This is a genomic window from Cupriavidus sp. 2SB (assembly GCF_005503625.1).
Lineage (GTDB): Bacteria > Pseudomonadota > Gammaproteobacteria > Burkholderiales > Burkholderiaceae > Cupriavidus.
The window spans coordinates 17,256-33,202 of record NZ_SCMX01000017.1 but is presented as its reverse complement, the minus strand read 5'-3'; the positions used below and the strand labels follow the sequence as shown (position 1 = coordinate 33,202).

The window sequence follows — 15,947 nt, the reverse complement described above, 5'->3', positions numbered from 1 at the left end:
TGGGTTGGACTACGCTGAAGTTTCCCTGCACGCGTTGCCAGAAGCGTGCCTGCGGCATTCTTCTATGCGGCATTCTTTTGCGGCGCGCGCCCGGTGCGGCTGCCAGAGGCGATATCCTGCGCATCATCGCGCCGTGCCCGTTGCGCTTTCATCTTGTCCTGGTGGTTCTGGTGCGCTTCGTCGATGGAGTGGCTGCATTTCACGCCGCCCTCTTCATCGGCCAGCTTGGCCAGCTTGCGGTAGAACTCCACCAACTGGCGCAGTTCTTCCTCGTCGAGATCCTCGATGGCCACCAGATGGTTGCTCGCCTCGCGATGCGACGCCAGCAACTCGTTGAGTTTCAGGTGCACGGCAACCGAATCCTTGTTCTGGCTCTGCTGGATCAGGAACACCATCAGGAACGTCACGATCGTGGTGCCGGTGTTGATCACCAGTTGCCAGGTTTCGGAGTAGCCGAACATCGGCCCTGTGATCGCCCAAACCACGACCACGAACAACGCGAGCACGAAGGCCGCCGGAGACCCGGCTTGCCGCGTTGCAGCACCGGCGAACCGGTCGAAAAGGTGAAGAATCCGGCGATGCACGGGCTTGTCCATGAAGCCCCTCCCTTTCTGTCCAGACTGTCTACATTGTAGGAAGCACTCGATTGACAGATAAGCCGGTGGCGTCCTACACGACCGTCGTCCCGCGCCGTGACGTGTCGTTATTACAAGCATGGCGACGTACGGCAAGCGTCGTGGCAGGCATGACGATTGCGTCCCATCGCTCAGTCGTACTCACACAAGGATTGCCATGCCCACGGAAAGCCAAGCCCTGAACGAAACCCGTCCGGAAGAAGAGGACGAAATGCTGCGCGAACGCGTCGGCACCTGCGTGGCCGAAATCTGCGGGGGCGATATGCCCGACAACGTCACCGTCCACGTGGTGGATCGACGCGTCACGCTATCGGGACAGGTGGAAGATATCGACCTGTCGCAGCGGATCGAGAAAGCGGCATCGACGCCGCCCGGCATCCTCGGCGTTTCCAATCAGCTCACCACACGCGTGCCACCACCCCCCTTGCCGCCGGGCCAGCCGGAACGCGCCACCGGCATGCGCGCGGACCCTGCCGAGAAGCCGCCCGGACAGGTGAACCACAAGGTATAAGGCCGCAACAGCGCCACAAGAAAGCCCCGGAAAATGCCGGGGCTTGTCTCGTATGGAGCGCTCAGGCTCAGTTCCACGGATCGTATCGATCCTTCTCCCAGTACGGCGAGATGCCGTAGTACTCGTGAATGGTGGTGGCCCATTGCGAGTTGGCCATGGTGGGCCAATGCTCCTTGTCAAAACCGGGCGCGGCCTTGATGCGTTCCTTTTCCACGCCCAGCACGAAACACTTGCGGCGCGTATCCAGCGTCAATGCCGACCATGGCAGTGCGTGCAGCTTCTCGCCGATGCCCAGGAAGCCGCCCATCGCCAGCACGGCATAGGCAATCCGCCCGCCCAGCACGTCCAGCATGATGTGGTCGATGGTGCCGATTTCCTCGCCCGACGGGTCCACGACCTTGTTGCCTTCGAGCGTGTCGGCGGCCATCACGAATGGTCCGCAGCCAATGCCATTCTTCTGCTCGGCGTCACCGATGATCGATGCGCCCCGGGCCTGAGCGGCCGATGGCGATTGCGGCGGTACTTGCGGGTCCAAGGGCTTCATGTGCGATTCCTCCTAGGTGAACGACATTCACGAGTACGACATCCACGAATCATCAACGACCCACCGGTACGGGCGGCACCAGCGGATCGAAGTCTTCCCAATTTCCATCGCGCCATTGGCCATCGGCGCGCTCCACATCCTGTGCGCCGTTCTGGCGCAGTTCATTGGCCACTAGTGAAGTATTGTCGGAACTGACGTGCGCGGCCAGCAGTACACCGGCATGCCGCACCCGCACATTGCGTCCACTGGTCTGCGACAACGCGCCCATCAGCGATCCTGCATACGCACCGACTCCCGTGGCACACACCAGTACCAGGATCAGCACCCACGGTTGCGGCGGTGCGGCATACCAGGCGCGTAATGCAGCGGCCAGGCAGATACCGACACCGGCACCGAGTGCGGCACCCATCAACACGCCGCGCCCGGCGCCCCTGCCCGCGTGCTTCGCACCCGGGTCCACGGCTTCATCGCCGCCAATCGGGTAGGTGCCGTGCTGTCCCGGCGGGTTCACATAAAACATGGTCAGATCGTCCTGCCTGACGCCTTTCGCCATCAAACGCGTTGCGGTGGTCTCGGCGTGGGCAAACGTTTCGAAACGTCCTGCGATGATCGTAGACATCCTGTGGCTCCGTTCAAGGCATGTTGCAATGCGGTGGTGGAGTCGCGCGTGCAGCGGCAGCGACGCACCCCAAGGATTGGCGCGTTGTGCGGGCTTCAGTGCTTCTTCCCGCCCTTTGCCGCCTTGGCGCCCTTGTCGCTGGCGCCCGGACGGTCCGCTGCGGCGGTATCTCCCGCTGGCTGGTGCTCGCTGCCTTTCTTGAGCTTCCAGTCCACATCGTCGCGCGCAGTCTGCGTCTGCCGTTCGGCATGCTGGGCAGCACCGGGCGAAATGGGATCGCTGGCGGGGAACGTCATATCGAGCGCATCGTCCACGGCAGACTGATAGGTCTTGGCTTTGTGGGCCTTGTCCTGTGTCTTGTCGGACCTGGTGCTGCCCGATTTATCGGAGGTCCTGGTGGACGGCTTTGCGGAAGGCTTGGCATTTGGCATGGCGTCTCTCCGGATTGGGTTTCCGAGGAGAGACGATGCAAGGGATGGGCCAGCCGTGGAAGGTCGGCTGCAGGGCACAGCGCGGGGCTGGGGAGGCGCAACCGTCGCTGCAGTTTGTGCGCCCTGCGGTAAAAACTACTGCGTCACGATCAGGCTGCTACCGCACCCGACGTGCGCGGGAAACGTACCGCAATGCACACGGAGACGTTGTCGCTGTCGCAGTCCTGGTTCTCGGCGGTCAACACCGCGCCCTGCATTTCCACCATGCGGCGCGTCAACAGCAGCGAGGCGCTTTGCCGGGGCGAGTGACCGCCTTCGGGAGGCGGGCGCCGGTCGAAGAATTCCGACAACGCCGCGAGACGCGATTCGCCGCGGGAACGCTCCAGCGGCGCGCTTTCGGTAATGCGGAATTTCACGTAATCCGCCTCGGCGGTCAGGTGTACGCGCACCGATCCGCCGGCTGGCGCGCGCCAGATGCAGTGCGTCAGCAGGTGCCGCAGCAGCGGCGCGATACGCAGGGAGTCGCCCGGCACCATGAAACTGGCCCCGCCTTCTCCGTCATGGTCCTGGCATTCCAGCGATCCAATCATGACGCCGCGCGCCTCGGCCGCCGGGCGTTTGTCGGCAATGGCTTGCCCAGCCTCCACGCGCAGGTCGGTCTCGGCCCAGGCGGACGCCCGCGCATCGGCCAGCAAGCGCACCCCTTCTTCCATTTCCTCGATCAGGGCCAGTTGCTGGTTCATGCCCGCGCGCATGCCGTCCAGTGCGCGCTGTGCCGGGGCCGCCACCGTACCGATGGAACGGTCCAGCACATAGCTCCAGCTCTGGATGGCGTTCAGCGACGAGCGCAAATCGTGCGATACCTGCTCGATCAGCGCGCAGACTTCATCGATACCGTGTACCGGCGCCGGCGCATCGCAGGCATCGCAGCCTTCGGGGGAGGGGCCGCTGGATGGCGAAGGTGGGGGTGTTGCGTCAGCCATGGTGATCCATAGACATTCGATTCGAACGGAAAACGCCGTTCACTCCCCACGCAAAAACCGTGCGCTGCAGCGTCGCGCCCGCGATGCGGCGTGCGAAATCCCGCTTCACGAGGCTGGAGGCGGGCTGGCCTCACCATTGCGCGATGCGCGCAGCCACTCGGGCAGTTCGCCCTTTGCTGCGTAATCTTCCAGACGGTTGTACAAAGTCTTCAAACTGATACCCAGGATCTCCGCCGCATGTTTCTTCACACCGGAGCACTGCTCCAGCGTGGCAAATATCAGCTGGCGATCGGCTTCGGCCAGCGACATGCCCACCGGCACCGATACCACCGCGTTGCCCGCGCTGGGCGCGGCGGCCACCTGCAGCGGAATCTGGACTTCGGTGATCACATCCTGGTCTGCCATGATGTAGGCGCGTTGCACGAAATTGCGAAGCTCGCGCACATTGCCCGGCCAGGAATGCATGCGCAGGCTTTCCAGCACGGTCGCCGAGAACCGGCGCTGCGTGCCCTGCTCCGCATTCAGTTGTTCGAGCATGGTGTTGCCGATCTGCACCACGTCATCGCCGCGCGCACGCAACGGCGGCAATTCGATCGGGAACACATTGAGCCGGTGATAGAGGTCCGCACGCAGCTTGCCTTCCGCCACCGCTTCCTCGGGGTTGCGATTGGTAGCGGCCAGCACCCGCACATCGGCATGCGTCTCGCGGTTCGTGCCCACCCGCATGAACGAGCCGGTCTCCAGCACGCGCAGCAGCTTGACCTGCAATTCCAGCGGCATCTCGGTAATTTCGTCGAGGAACAGCGTGCCGCCATCGGCGCGTTCGAAATAACCCTTGTGCTGGCGGTCTGCACCCGTGAAGCTGCCGCGTTCGTGGCCGAACATCTCGGTCTCGATCAGCGTGGGCGAGATGGCGCCGCAATTGACTGCGAGGAACGGCTGGCGACGGCGAGCGGACAGTTCGTGAACCGTCTGCGCCGCCAGTTCCTTGCCCGTGCCACTTTCGCCAATCAGCAGCACCGTGGCCTCCGTGGGGCCAACCTTGCCCAGCTGGTCGTACACCACCTGCATCGCTTCGGAACTGCCGAGCAAGCGGCCAAAGCGGCCATACCGGCGCAATTCGCCTCGCAGCGAATGCACTTCGGCGCGCAGTTCGCTGGTGGTGGCAATGCGCTTGAGCACCGTCTGCAGGCGCGTGACGTTGATCGGCTTGACCAGATAGTCGGTGGCGCCCAGGCGCAGCGCCTCCACGGCGGATTCCACGCTGGCATAGCCAGTGGTCAAAATCACCTCGACGCCGCTCGAACCTACTTCGTCGAACAGTTCCATGCCGTTGCCATCCGGCAGGCGAAGGTCGGCCAGGATGGCGTCGGGCATGCGCCAGCCGATCTGGAGGCGCGCTTCGCGAAGGTTTCCGGCCGTACCGGACGAAAAGCCTTCGATCGCCACGATTTCCGCCAGCGCCGCGCAGGCGTTTTCGTCGTCGTCAACGATCAGGATATGTGGCATAGGAGATTCGGATGGCGTCGTCGGACCGGCGTCTGTTTGTCATGGGCCCGGGGGCTGGGTTGATCTGTCATTGTGCACGGCAGCACCCCGCAACAGCCTCTACGGGAATGGCACGCGCACAACGATAGCCTGAAGTGTAGCGATCGAGTCTTCAAGGTTATGCCGGTGTCTGTCTTACACGCCTGTGGGATCATGCCGCGACAGCGCCCCAGGCGGTAGCCACCCGGCGCGCGAGCAGATAGCATGCTAGGCATCATCCACCATTGCAACGAGTCCGTGCATCGCCGGCAGCCATCTGCTGCCGGGAACCGTCGACTCCCCGATCCGTGTCAACCACCGCCACGCTACCTTCCGGACGCTCCGCCCTGCCCGCCCTCCGTACCCCGGGGCGCCGCGCCGTGCCCGCCCAGGTCTCGCTGTTCTGGGAGAGCACCGCGCCGGCGATGCAGCGCCTGATCGGCCAACTCAATCGTGTGGCGGCCACCGACGTGACGATGCTCGCCGTGGGCGAAAGCGGCGCGGGCAAGGAAGTGGTGGCCCGGGCCGTCCATGAACGCAGCACCCGCAAGTCCGGCCCCTTCGTGGCGGTGAATTGCGGCGCCATTGCGCCGACGCTGATCGAATCGGAACTGTTCGGGCACGAGAAAGGCGGCTTCACGGGCGCGCTGGAGCAGAAGGCGGGATATTTCGAACAGGCACAGGGCGGCACGCTGTTCCTCGACGAAGTCACCGAGATGCCGCTGGAGATGCAGATCAAGCTGTTGCGCGTGCTGGAAAGCCGGTCGTTCCATCGGGTGGGCGGCGACGCCCCCATGGTCAGCGATGTGCGCATCCTGGCAGCCACCAACCGCGACCCGATGGATGCCGTGCGCGGCGGCCAGCTACGGGAAGACCTGTTGTATCGCCTGGCCGTCTTCCCGCTGCATATTCCCCCGCTGCGCGAGCGCACCGAGGATATCGTGCCGCTGGCGCGCCATTTCCTGGAAGAATTCAATGCGATGGAGCAGACCGAGAAAAGCTTCGCGCCGGGTTCGCTGGAGCGGCTCGCGCGTTATGACTGGCCCGGCAATGTGCGCGAACTGAAGAACACCATCTACCGCGCCTATATCCTGGCAGACCGCCAGATCGAGATCGGCAACCCCGGGCTGGCGGGTCAACCACCGCGCCCGACCACGGTCGATGGCGTGGTCAGCGTCCGCGTGGGCACCACGCTGGCCGATACACAGCGCGAGATCATCCTCGCCACCCTCGCCAAGTTCGATGGCGACAAACGCCAGGCTGCCAAGGCGCTCGGCATCAGCCTCAAGACGCTCTACAACCGTCTGGACGTCTACCGGGCGGGCTGATCCCGCCCCGCTTTTTCCCGCTTTTTCTTCCTTCCGCCGCTTCCCCCCCTTTGCGTGGAAAAGTGCCGCTGTCCTGACCCGAACGGGTGAAGGACCGCGCATGCATTTTTCCGCGCAAACCCAATGCTGACAAGGTTTCCCGCCGGTTGGAAAGGTGGCGGAACCGGGCATTCCTACTACTTGCGACCACTGGCCCATGTATTTCTTACATGCGGCGGTTTTGCCCGCCAAAGCCGGACCTGTCCGAAACCGTTGCTGCACCGCACTTCCCGCCATCTGGCCCCACGTGGGTTCGCGTTGGCATGCCGCTCGCATGCTTGTCCCGAATTGACTCTCCCGCGCCCACCCTGCCCCAGGGCGCTCACGGCCAAGGACGTGTGACGTGCGGATTTGCCAACTCAACCTGATAAATGCCCGGGCAGTCGAGGATGAAGCGCTGGAACGTGCGGCGCGGCTCGGGTTCGACCATATCCTGCTGTCCGGCTGGACTGTGCCGCAGATACCGCCCGAGACGCTGCGCGCCGCGCTGGAAAGTTGCCGGCGCCGCGGTCTGGCGCCGCTGCTGGATCTTGCGCTGGATCGCCTGCCGCACGAGGCAGCAGCCCAGCATGACGGCTGGGTGGATCATGCCCGCCCGGCGGGCAGTCCCGAAGCGACGGACAACCACCTGCCCGGCGTGCGCGCCCGCTGGTTCGACGCGGACACTGCCGAACAACTGGTGGCGTGGTGGAGCGCGCAACTGGCCGAAGCGGTGTCGGCTGGCGTGGCCGGCTTCTGCTGCCGCGCGCCGTCGCGGGTGGCCGGGCGCCATTGGCGCGAACTGATCGAGACGCTGCGCCGCAGCGACGCGGCGTCCGTCCCGACCTTCCTCGCCTGGACGCCCGGCACCACGCCGCAGCAACTCGACGATCTGGCCGAGGCACCGTTCGACGGCGCATTTTCGTCGCTGCCGTGGTGGGATTACCGCAGCGCCTGGCTGACGGAGGAGATCGCCCGCCTGCGCCGGTTTGGCCGTGTACTGGCCGCCCCCGCGCTGGCCCCGGACGGGGCCGACGTGCTGGCCGCGCGTCGCGCATTGTGGACGGCGGCCGCAATTGGCGACGGCTGGCTCGTGCCATCGGGATATGAAACCGGCGCGGCGCATGCGCATCGCATCGACACTTCGCCCGTCACGCAATCGGATGGCCATCCCGACAACATCGTCGATGCGCCGTACGACCTGACCCACGAACTCCTGCAAGCCAACAACTGGCTCAAGGCGCGTGACGCGGAGCCCGCTGTCGCGGTACGTCAGCTCAGTGGCCCCGACGCACCGCTCACTGTCCTGGCCCGCCTGCCCCGTTATCTGGCGAATGGCGCAGCGGGTGCACCCGCGCTGACGGTCGTGCTCAATCCGTGCCCCATCGCGCCCGCCTCGTTCGGCGCGGACCGCGTGCTGAGCGCGCTACCGCAGCCCGCCGCCACGCTTTACCCTACCGAAGGCGGCCCCGGCGGCACGCTGGAGGCCGATGCCACGCTCGATCCCAGCAGCACGATCACCTTGCCGCCTGCCGATATCCGGCTGTTCGAGGCACGGCCCGCGGTTCGACCCGCAACGTTGCCCGCGCAGTCCAAGCGCCGCAACGGTGCCAAGGGCACCGACCGCACGCTCGCCGCTGCGATGGACGCCCCGCGCGTCGCCATCGAAAACCTCGCTCCCACGGCAGACCATGGCCGCTTTGCTGTGCGCCGCACCGTGGGCGAGCGCGTGGAAGTGACCGCCGATATCTGGATGGACGGGCACGACAAGCTCGCGGCCGCAGTGTTATGGCGCGCGCCCGGCGAACAGGTGTGGCATGCCTCGCCCATGGCACCCGTCGTCAACGACCGTTGGCGCGGCAGCTTCCCCATCGTCGCGATGGGCCGTCACGAATTCACGGTCGAGGCATGGCGCGATACCTTCGCCAGTTGGCTCGACGAGGTCGGCAAGAAACGCAAGGCCGGCGTGAACATCGCCCTAGAAATCGAGGAAGGGGCGCGGCTCGTTGCCGAAACGCTGAACACACCGGAAGGCAGCACGATTGCAGAGTCCCGCGAGATCCTTGCCGATCTTGCTGGCGCATCGGGTGACGACGCGCTGCGCCTGGAAATCCTGCTCTCGCCGCGCACCGACAGCGCAATGCGCGCGGCCATGCTGACACCGGCCGGTCGTCCGTTCGCGAGCCGCTATCCGACCGCAATGCCCGTGGAAGCGGATCGCCTCGCAGGACGCTTTGCAAGCTGGTATGAACTGTTTCCGCGTTCCGAGAGTGGCGACGTCAATCGGCACGGCACGTTCGACGATGTGATCCGCCGTCTGCCAGCCATTCGTGCGATGGGCTTCGACGTACTGTACTTCCCGCCGATCCACCCCATCGGACAAGCGCATCGCAAGGGCAAGAACAACAGCCTCAAGGCCGAACCTGGCGATGTAGGCAGCCCATACGCCATTGGCAGTGCCGAAGGCGGACACGACGCGTTGCACCCCGAACTCGGCACGCTGGATGATTTCCAGCGGATGCGCCGCGCCGCTGCCGACCTCGGCATCGAACTGGCGCTCGATTTCGCCATCCAGTGCTCGCCCGATCATCCGTGGCTGCGCGAGCATCCCGAATGGTTCTCGCATCGTCCTGACGGTTCGCTGCGCTACGCGGAGAATCCGCCGAAGAAGTACGAGGACATCGTCAACGTCGATTTCTACGCCACGCCGCCCGCAGGCGAGCAACTGTGGGCCGCGCTGCGCGATGTGGTGATGTTCTGGGCCGACCAAGGCGTGCGCATCTTCCGCGTCGACAATCCGCACACCAAGCCGCTGCCGTTCTGGGAGTGGATGATCGCGGACATCCGTGCGAAGTATCCGGACACCCTGTTCCTGGCCGAGGCCTTCACGCGGCCCAAGATGATGGCGCGGCTGGCCAAGCTCGGCTTTGCGCAGTCGTACACGTACTTCACGTGGCGCAATACCAAGGCCGAACTGACCGAGTACATGACCGAGCTGACGCAGACACCGCTGCGCGAGTTCTATCGTCCGCACTTCTTCGTCAACACGCCCGATATCAACCCGTACTTCCTGCACGATGGCGGACGCCCCGCGTTCTTGATCCGTGCCGCCCTTGCTGCGCTGCTGTCAGGGCTCTGGGGCATGTACAACGGCTTTGAGGTTTGCGAGAGCGCGCCGCTGATTCTGAACGGCGTGGAGAAAGAGGAATATCTCGACTCCGAAAAATACGAACTGCGCGTGCGCGACTGGAACGCGCCCGGCAACATCGTGGCCGAAATCTCGCGCCTCAACCAGATCCGCGCCAACCATCCTGCGCTGCAGAGCCACCTGGGCGTGCGCTTCTACTACGCCAGCGACGACGCCGTGCTGTACTTCGCGCGCTTCATGCCCAACGATACCGGCGGTCCGGGCGTGTTTGGCGATGACGTGCTGCTGGCCGCCATCAGCCTGGACCCACGCGCGCCGCGTGAAAGCGATATCGAGATTCCGCTCTGGGAATGGGGCCTGCCCGACCACGCGACGGTCGATGTCGAAGACCAGATGTTCGGCAAGCGCTTTACGTGGCAGGGCAAGCGCCAGCGTATTCGCCTGGACCCGCACACGCTGCCGTTCGCCCTCTGGCACGTCACGCCGCAAGCCTCGCAGGAAACGCCGCAACAGAACCCGGGAGACCCGGCATGAAGCGACTATCGGAACGTACCAACGCCGCACTGCTCAACGCCGACCCGCTCTGGTACAAGGACGCGGTCATCTATCAACTGCACATCAAGTCGTTCTACGACGCGAACGGCGATGGCGTAGGCGATTTCGCGGGCCTGCTCGCCAAGCTCGATTACCTGGTCAACCTTGGTGTCGATACGGTGTGGCTGCTGCCCTTCTATCCCTCGCCGCGCCGCGACGATGGCTATGACATTGCGGACTACCGCAACGTCCACCCCGACTACGGCACGCTCGCGGAAGTGAAGCGCTTTGTCTCGGCGGCGCATGCGCGCGGCCTGCGCGTGATTACCGAGCTCGTCATCAACCACACGTCGGACCAGCATCCGTGGTTCCAGCGCGCCCGCAAGGCCAAGCCCGGTTCGGCGGCGCGCAACTACTACGTGTGGTCCGACAACGACCAGAAGTACGCCGGCACGCGCATCATCTTCTGCGATACCGAAAAATCCAACTGGAGCTGGGACGCCGAGGCCGGCGCGTATTTCTGGCACCGCTTCTACTCGCACCAGCCCGACCTGAACTTCGACAATCCGCAGGTGCTCAACGAAGTGCTGTCGGTGATGCGGTTCTGGCTCGACATCGGCATCGATGGCCTGCGGCTCGATGCCGTGCCCTACCTCGTCGAGCGCGAAGGCACCAGCAACGAAAATCTGCCCGAGACGCACGAGGTCATCCGCAAGATCCGCAAACACCTCGACGAACACTATGAAGGACGCATGTTGCTGGCCGAGGCCAACATGTGGCCCGAGGACGCACAGCAGTATTTCGGCGGCAGCAGTGGCGGCGGCACCGCCGACACCACGGGCGCGGCCAGCCCCGATGGCGGCATCGAGGGCGACGAGTGCCAGATGTCGTTCCACTTTCCGCTGATGCCGCGCATGTACATGGCCATTGCGCGCGAAGATCGCTTTCCGATCACGGACATCATGCGGCAGACGCCGGAAGTGCCGCCCAACTGCCAGTGGGCCATCTTCCTGCGCAACCACGACGAACTCACGCTGGAGATGGTCACCAGCAGCGAGCGCGACTATCTCTGGCAGGTCTATGCCTCCGACCGCCGCGCGCGCATCAACCTCGGCATCCGCCGCCGCCTGGCACCGCTGATGGAGCGTGACCGCCGACGCATCGAGCTGATGAACAGCCTGCTGTTCTCGATGCCCGGCACGCCCGTGATCTATTACGGCGACGAGATCGGCATGGGCGACAACATCCATCTGGGTGATCGCGATGGCGTACGCACGCCGATGCAGTGGTCCCCCGACCGCAACGGCGGCTTCTCGCACGCCGACCCCGAACGGCTGGTGCTGCCGCCGCTACAGGGTCCGCTCTACGGCTACGAAGCCGTCAATGTGGAGGCCCAGAACCGCGATCCGCATTCGCTGCTGAACTGGATGCGCCGCATGCTGGCGCTGCGCCGCCAGCATCGCGCATTCGGGCGCGGCACGCTGCGCTTCCTTTTCCCCGGCAATCGCAAGGTGCTGTCGTACCTGCGCGAATACGACGGCGAACACATCCTGTGCGTGGCCAACCTGTCGCGCGCCCCGCAGGCCGTGGAACTCGATCTTTCGCAATTCGCGGGCCGCGTGCCCGTGGAAATGCTTGGCGCCACCCCGTTCCCGGCCATCGGCCAGCTCACATATCTGCTGACGCTGCCGCCCTACGGCTTCTACTGGTTCGTGCTCAGCGAGGATGCGCAGCCGCCTTCCTGGCACGTGGATGCACCGGAACAGATGATGGATCAAGTCACGCTTGTCGTGCAGAACAACGCTGGCCGCTCGGAACTGACCGAGTCCGCGCGCCGGGCGTTGACCACCGAGGTACTGCCGCCCTATCTGGCGCGGCGCCGCTGGTTCGCCTCGAAGGGGGAACGGATCGAGCGCGTGAACGTGGCCTATGCATGGCCCATTGCGCGTGTGGGCACTACCGAGGAAGTGTGGCACTGCGAGGTCGAGGTGATGTTGCCCGGCCGCACCGAGTGCTATCAGTTGCCCGTCGCGCTGTTGTGGGACCGTGAATCCACCGAAGGCATGTCGCAACTCGTACATGGCCTGTCGATGGCGCGCGTGCGACGCGGGGCGCGCGTGGGTGTGGCCACCGATGGCTTTGTCGTCGAACCGTATGCGCGTGCGGTGATCAAGGCCATGCGTGACAGCGTACAGGCCGAGACCACGCACGGCATCATCCGCTTCCTTCCCGAACCAGGACTCGCCGACGCGCCGCTCGAATCCGAACCAGTGCAGTGGATGTCCGCCGAACAGTCGAACAGTTCGCTGGCCTATGGCAACACCGGTGTGCTGAAACTTGTGCGACGCGTGGCAGGCGGCATCCATCCCGAAGCCGAGATGACGCGTTACCTGACCACGCATGGCTACACGCATTCCGCGGCGTTGCTCGGTGAGGTCGTACGCACGGGCACGGACGGCACGCCGCACACGTTGATGCTGTTGCAGCGCTATATCCTGAATCAGGGCGATGGCTGGGACTGGACGCTCGACTACCTGGGCCGCGCCATCGACGACGCACTGCCCGCCACCGAAAGCGACGAAGATTTCGACGAGGCGTTGAAGGGGTATGCCACGATGGTCGGCACACTGGGCCAGCGGCTTGCGCAACTGCACGCCGTGCTGGCGCGTGCCACCGACGAACCTGCTTTCGCACCGGAAACCGCCGGCGACGATCAGGCCGATGCGTGGGCCGAAGAGGCACTGAACTCGCTGAATGAAGCACTGGATCTGCTCGACGCGCGCCGCAGCGAAGCCAAGGGCGCATTCGCGCAGGACATCGACACCCTGCTGGCTGCGCGCAACCGGTTGCCGCATCTCGTGGCGCGACTTGCCACTGCCGCGTCGGGCAGCCTGCAAACCCGCATCCATGGCGACTTCCACCTCGGCCAGGTGCTGATCGCGCAGAACGATACCTATCTGGTGGACTTCGAAGGCGAGCCGCGTCAGCCGCTGGCATTCCGGCGCCGCAAGACCTCGCCGCTGCGCGATGTGGCGGGGCTGCTGCGTTCGCTCGACTATGCCGCGGCCATGGTGGGCACCGACCGTCAGGAACGCACGCATTCGCAACTGCCGCCCGCGCAGGCGGATCGCCGCGCGGCGTTGCTGGATCGATTCCGCGAGACGGCCAATGCCGCGTTTCTGCATGGCTACGAGGACACCATGAACAACGCCGGCCAGCCGTGGGCCACCGCCACGCAGTTCGCGCCGTTGCTGAACCTGTTCCTGCTGGAACGCGCCGCGTATGAAGTGGGTTACGAAGCGGCCAACCGCGTGGCATGGATCGACCTGCCTGCCAGCGGACTGGCGCGGCTGGTGCGCAAGCTGGGAGACGACGATGGCCAGAAATGATGCTGCCACGCTCGACCTGCCTGCCCCCACGCTGCCCACGCCGGTCATCGATGCCCTGCGCGAAGGCCGTCTGGCCGACCCATTCGGCGTGCTCGGCCCGCATCGCGACGAACACGGCATCGTGGTGCGCGCCATCGTGCCCGGCGCCGAAGCATTGCAGTTGACGGATGCGCGCGGCGAAGCCGTGGGGGATATGTTGCGGCTGCATGCGGATGGCGTCTTCGCCGGCCGTCTGCCCGGCTTTGCGCAGGGGCATCCCGTGGCGCAGGACTACCGGCTGCGCATACGCTGGCCCGATGGCGGCGAGCAGATCAGTACCGATCCCTACGCCTATCACGTGTTGCTTGGCGAGCTTGACCTGCATCTCTTCAACGAAGGACGCCACCTTGAACTCGGCAGTTGCCTCGGCGCGCAGTGCGTCACGCTCGACAACGAGGCCGGTGTGCGCTTTGCCGTGTGGGCACCCAATGCGCAACGCGTGTCCGTGATTGGCGACTTCAACGGCTGGAATCCCGCGCGCCACCCCATGCGACTGCGGCACGGCTCAGGTATCTGGGAGTTGTTCGTTCCCAGCGCGATGGGTGCGCAGGGCGGCAGCCGCTACAAGTACGACCTGACCGGACCGAACGGGCAACCCGTCCCCGACAAGGCCGATCCGTTGGCGCAGGCCACCGAGATTCCCCCGGCCACGGCATCGGTTGTGGCGTGTGCGGGTCACGACGCGCCGCCGTTCCAATGGAACGACGAGGCATGGATGACGCAACGCGCGCAGACCGATCCGTATGCCACGCCGATGTCCGTTTACGAACTGCACGTCCTGTCATGGCAACGCGTGGTCAACGATACCGAGCGCGGCTGGGACATCCTGGCCGATCGGCTCGTGCCCTATATCCGCGACCTTGGCTTCACGCATATCGAACTGTTGCCAATCACCGAGCATCCGTTCGGCGGATCGTGGGGCTACCAGCCGCTGTCGCTGTTCGCGCCCACCTCGCGGCTTGGCTCGCCTGCGCGCTTCGCCGCGTTTATCGATCGCTGCCATCAGGCCGGCATCGGCGTGATTCTCGACTGGGTGCCCGCGCACTTTCCGACCGATCCGCACGGACTGACCGAATTCGACGGCACCGCGCTCTACGAGCATCAGGACCCGCGCGAAGGCTTTCATCAGGACTGGAACACGCTGATCTACAACCTCGGCCGTAACGAGGTGCGTGGTTTCCTGCTGGCCGGTGCGGTGCACTGGCTGGAACACTTCCACGCCGATGGTTTGCGCGTGGATGCGGTGGCCTCGATGCTCTATCGCGACTACAGCCGGGAAGCGGGGCAATGGGTGCCGAACCGCTTCGGTGGCCGCGAGAATCTCGAAGCCGTGGCGTTCCTGCGCGAACTCAACAGCCTGGTGCGCGAGCGCTGCCTCGGTGCGCTGACCATTGCGGAAGAATCCACCGCATGGCCCGGCGTCACGGCCAGCGTGGAGTCGGGCGGACTCGGCTTCCATTTCAAGTGGAACATGGGCTGGATGCACGACACGCTGCGCTACCTGTCGCACGAACCCATCCATCGGCCCTGGCATCACGGCGACATGACGTTCGGCATGGTCTACGCATGGTCCGAAGCGTTCGTGCTGCCCATATCGCATGACGAGGTGGTGCATGGCAAAGGGTCGATGATCGGCAAGACCCCCGGCGACGACTGGCAGAAGTTTGCCAACCTGCGCGCCTACTACGGCTTCATGTGGACGCATCCCGGCAAGAAGCTGCTGTTCATGGGCGGCGAGTTCGCGCAGTGGCGCGAGTGGAATCACGACACTGAACTGGACTGGCCGCTGCTCGACCAGCCCGCGCATCGTGGCGTGCATTCGCTGGTGCGCGATCTCAACCGGCTGTATCGCGACCTGCCCGCGCTCCATGCGATGGATCATCGGTCCGAAGGCTTCCAGTGGATCGTGGGTGACGATCACCAGAACAGTGTCTTTGCCTATCTGCGCCGCGCCGCGCCGCACAGCAACGATGTGGTGCTCGTGGTGGTCAACATGACGCCGGTGCCGCGCGAGGGCTATCGACTCGGCGTGCCGTGTGCGGGTGTGTGGGAAGAGAGCCTGAACACCGACGCCGCCATCTACGGCGGCAGCAACGTGGGCAATGGTGGCCGTGTCTCCACCGATGCCTCGCCGTCGCACGGCCAGGCCCACTCGCTCGCATTGACGCTGCCGCCACTGGCAACGCTGATCCTGCGCCCCGCGCCCGACTCACCGGGGTAAGCCTCGCACCGCCTTACGAC

Annotated in this window: 11 protein-coding genes; 5 read left to right on the top strand and 6 right to left on the bottom strand. The window is 65.0% G+C overall.

From position 1 onward, the window contains the following. Window positions 1-62: 62 nt before the first annotated feature. Complete coding sequence (locus tag FFS21_RS10530; RefSeq protein ID WP_137924781.1) at window positions 63-596, bottom strand: low affinity iron permease family protein; 534 nt, start codon at window positions 594-596, stop codon at window positions 63-65. 196 nt (window positions 597-792) lie between these two features. On the opposite strand from FFS21_RS10530, the gene FFS21_RS10525 reads away from it, so the two are divergent. After that, window positions 793-1,146, top strand: a complete 354-nt coding sequence (locus FFS21_RS10525; RefSeq protein ID WP_137924780.1) for a BON domain-containing protein — start codon at window positions 793-795, stop codon at window positions 1,144-1,146. 67 nt (window positions 1,147-1,213) lie between these two features. On the opposite strand, the gene FFS21_RS10520 is transcribed toward FFS21_RS10525, so the two are convergent. From FFS21_RS10520 to FFS21_RS10500, 5 genes are all read right to left on the bottom strand, one after another. Further along, on the bottom strand, window positions 1,214-1,690 hold the full coding sequence (locus FFS21_RS10520) for a PRC-barrel domain-containing protein (protein WP_137924779.1): 477 nt from the start codon (window positions 1,688-1,690) through the stop codon (window positions 1,214-1,216). Between the two features lie 52 nt (window positions 1,691-1,742). Then, entirely contained in the window at window positions 1,743-2,309 is a 567-nt protein-coding gene (locus FFS21_RS10515; RefSeq protein ID WP_137924778.1) for a hypothetical protein, read from the bottom strand. A gap of 95 nt (window positions 2,310-2,404) precedes the next feature. Beyond that, window positions 2,405-2,740 carry a hypothetical protein gene (locus tag FFS21_RS10510; protein WP_237380438.1) on the bottom strand — a complete coding sequence of 112 codons (336 nt, stop codon included), beginning with the start codon at window positions 2,738-2,740 and terminating at the stop codon, window positions 2,405-2,407. A gap of 149 nt (window positions 2,741-2,889) precedes the next feature. Continuing rightward, entirely contained in the window at window positions 2,890-3,723 is an 834-nt protein-coding gene (locus tag FFS21_RS10505; protein WP_237380437.1) for a sensor histidine kinase, read from the bottom strand. A gap of 105 nt (window positions 3,724-3,828) precedes the next feature. Beyond that, window positions 3,829-5,232 carry a sigma-54-dependent transcriptional regulator gene (locus tag FFS21_RS10500; RefSeq protein WP_137924777.1) on the bottom strand — a complete coding sequence of 468 codons (1,404 nt, stop codon included), beginning with the start codon at window positions 5,230-5,232 and terminating at the stop codon, window positions 3,829-3,831. A 326-nt stretch (window positions 5,233-5,558) separates the two neighbouring features. Here FFS21_RS10500 and FFS21_RS10495 point away from each other — a divergent pair, with 326 nt between their 5' ends. From FFS21_RS10495 to glgB, 4 genes are all read left to right on the top strand, one after another. Continuing rightward, the gene (locus tag FFS21_RS10495; protein ID WP_370459319.1) at window positions 5,559-6,578 is read left to right on the top strand and encodes a sigma-54 interaction domain-containing protein; all 1,020 of its coding nucleotides are present in this window, start codon (window positions 5,559-5,561) and stop codon (window positions 6,576-6,578) included. 382 nt (window positions 6,579-6,960) lie between these two features. Then, window positions 6,961-10,278 carry an alpha-1,4-glucan--maltose-1-phosphate maltosyltransferase gene (locus FFS21_RS10490; RefSeq protein ID WP_137924776.1) on the top strand — a complete coding sequence of 1,106 codons (3,318 nt, stop codon included), beginning with the start codon at window positions 6,961-6,963 and terminating at the stop codon, window positions 10,276-10,278. Next, the gene (treS, locus tag FFS21_RS10485; RefSeq protein ID WP_137924775.1) at window positions 10,275-13,667 is read left to right on the top strand and encodes a maltose alpha-D-glucosyltransferase; all 3,393 of its coding nucleotides are present in this window, start codon (window positions 10,275-10,277) and stop codon (window positions 13,665-13,667) included. Before FFS21_RS10490 ends, treS begins: the two co-directional genes overlap by 4 nt. After that, complete coding sequence (gene glgB, locus FFS21_RS10480; RefSeq protein WP_137924774.1) at window positions 13,654-15,927, top strand: 1,4-alpha-glucan branching protein GlgB; 2,274 nt, start codon at window positions 13,654-13,656, stop codon at window positions 15,925-15,927. Before treS ends, glgB begins: the two co-directional genes overlap by 14 nt. The last annotated feature ends 20 nt before the right edge of the window (window positions 15,928-15,947 follow it).

Bases quoted from the DNA above. Each gene is read 5' to 3' on its own strand.
- glgB (WP_137924774.1), top strand. From the start codon at position 13,654: ATGGCCAGAAATGATGCTGCCACGCTCGACCTGCCTGCCCCCACGCTG.
- FFS21_RS10530 (WP_137924781.1), bottom strand. From the start codon at position 596: ATGGACAAGCCCGTGCATCGCCGGATTCTTCACCTTTTCGACCGGTTC.
- FFS21_RS10510 (WP_237380438.1), bottom strand. From the start codon at position 2,740: ATGCCAAATGCCAAGCCTTCCGCAAAGCCGTCCACCAGGACCTCCGAT.
- FFS21_RS10520 (WP_137924779.1), bottom strand. From the start codon at position 1,690: ATGAAGCCCTTGGACCCGCAAGTACCGCCGCAATCGCCATCGGCCGCT.
- FFS21_RS10525 (WP_137924780.1), top strand. From the start codon at position 793: ATGCCCACGGAAAGCCAAGCCCTGAACGAAACCCGTCCGGAAGAAGAG.
- FFS21_RS10500 (WP_137924777.1), bottom strand. From the start codon at position 5,232: ATGCCACATATCCTGATCGTTGACGACGACGAAAACGCCTGCGCGGCG.
- FFS21_RS10515 (WP_137924778.1), bottom strand. From the start codon at position 2,309: ATGTCTACGATCATCGCAGGACGTTTCGAAACGTTTGCCCACGCCGAG.
- FFS21_RS10505 (WP_237380437.1), bottom strand. From the start codon at position 3,723: ATGGCTGACGCAACACCCCCACCTTCGCCATCCAGCGGCCCCTCCCCC.
- treS (WP_137924775.1), top strand. From the start codon at position 10,275: ATGAAGCGACTATCGGAACGTACCAACGCCGCACTGCTCAACGCCGAC.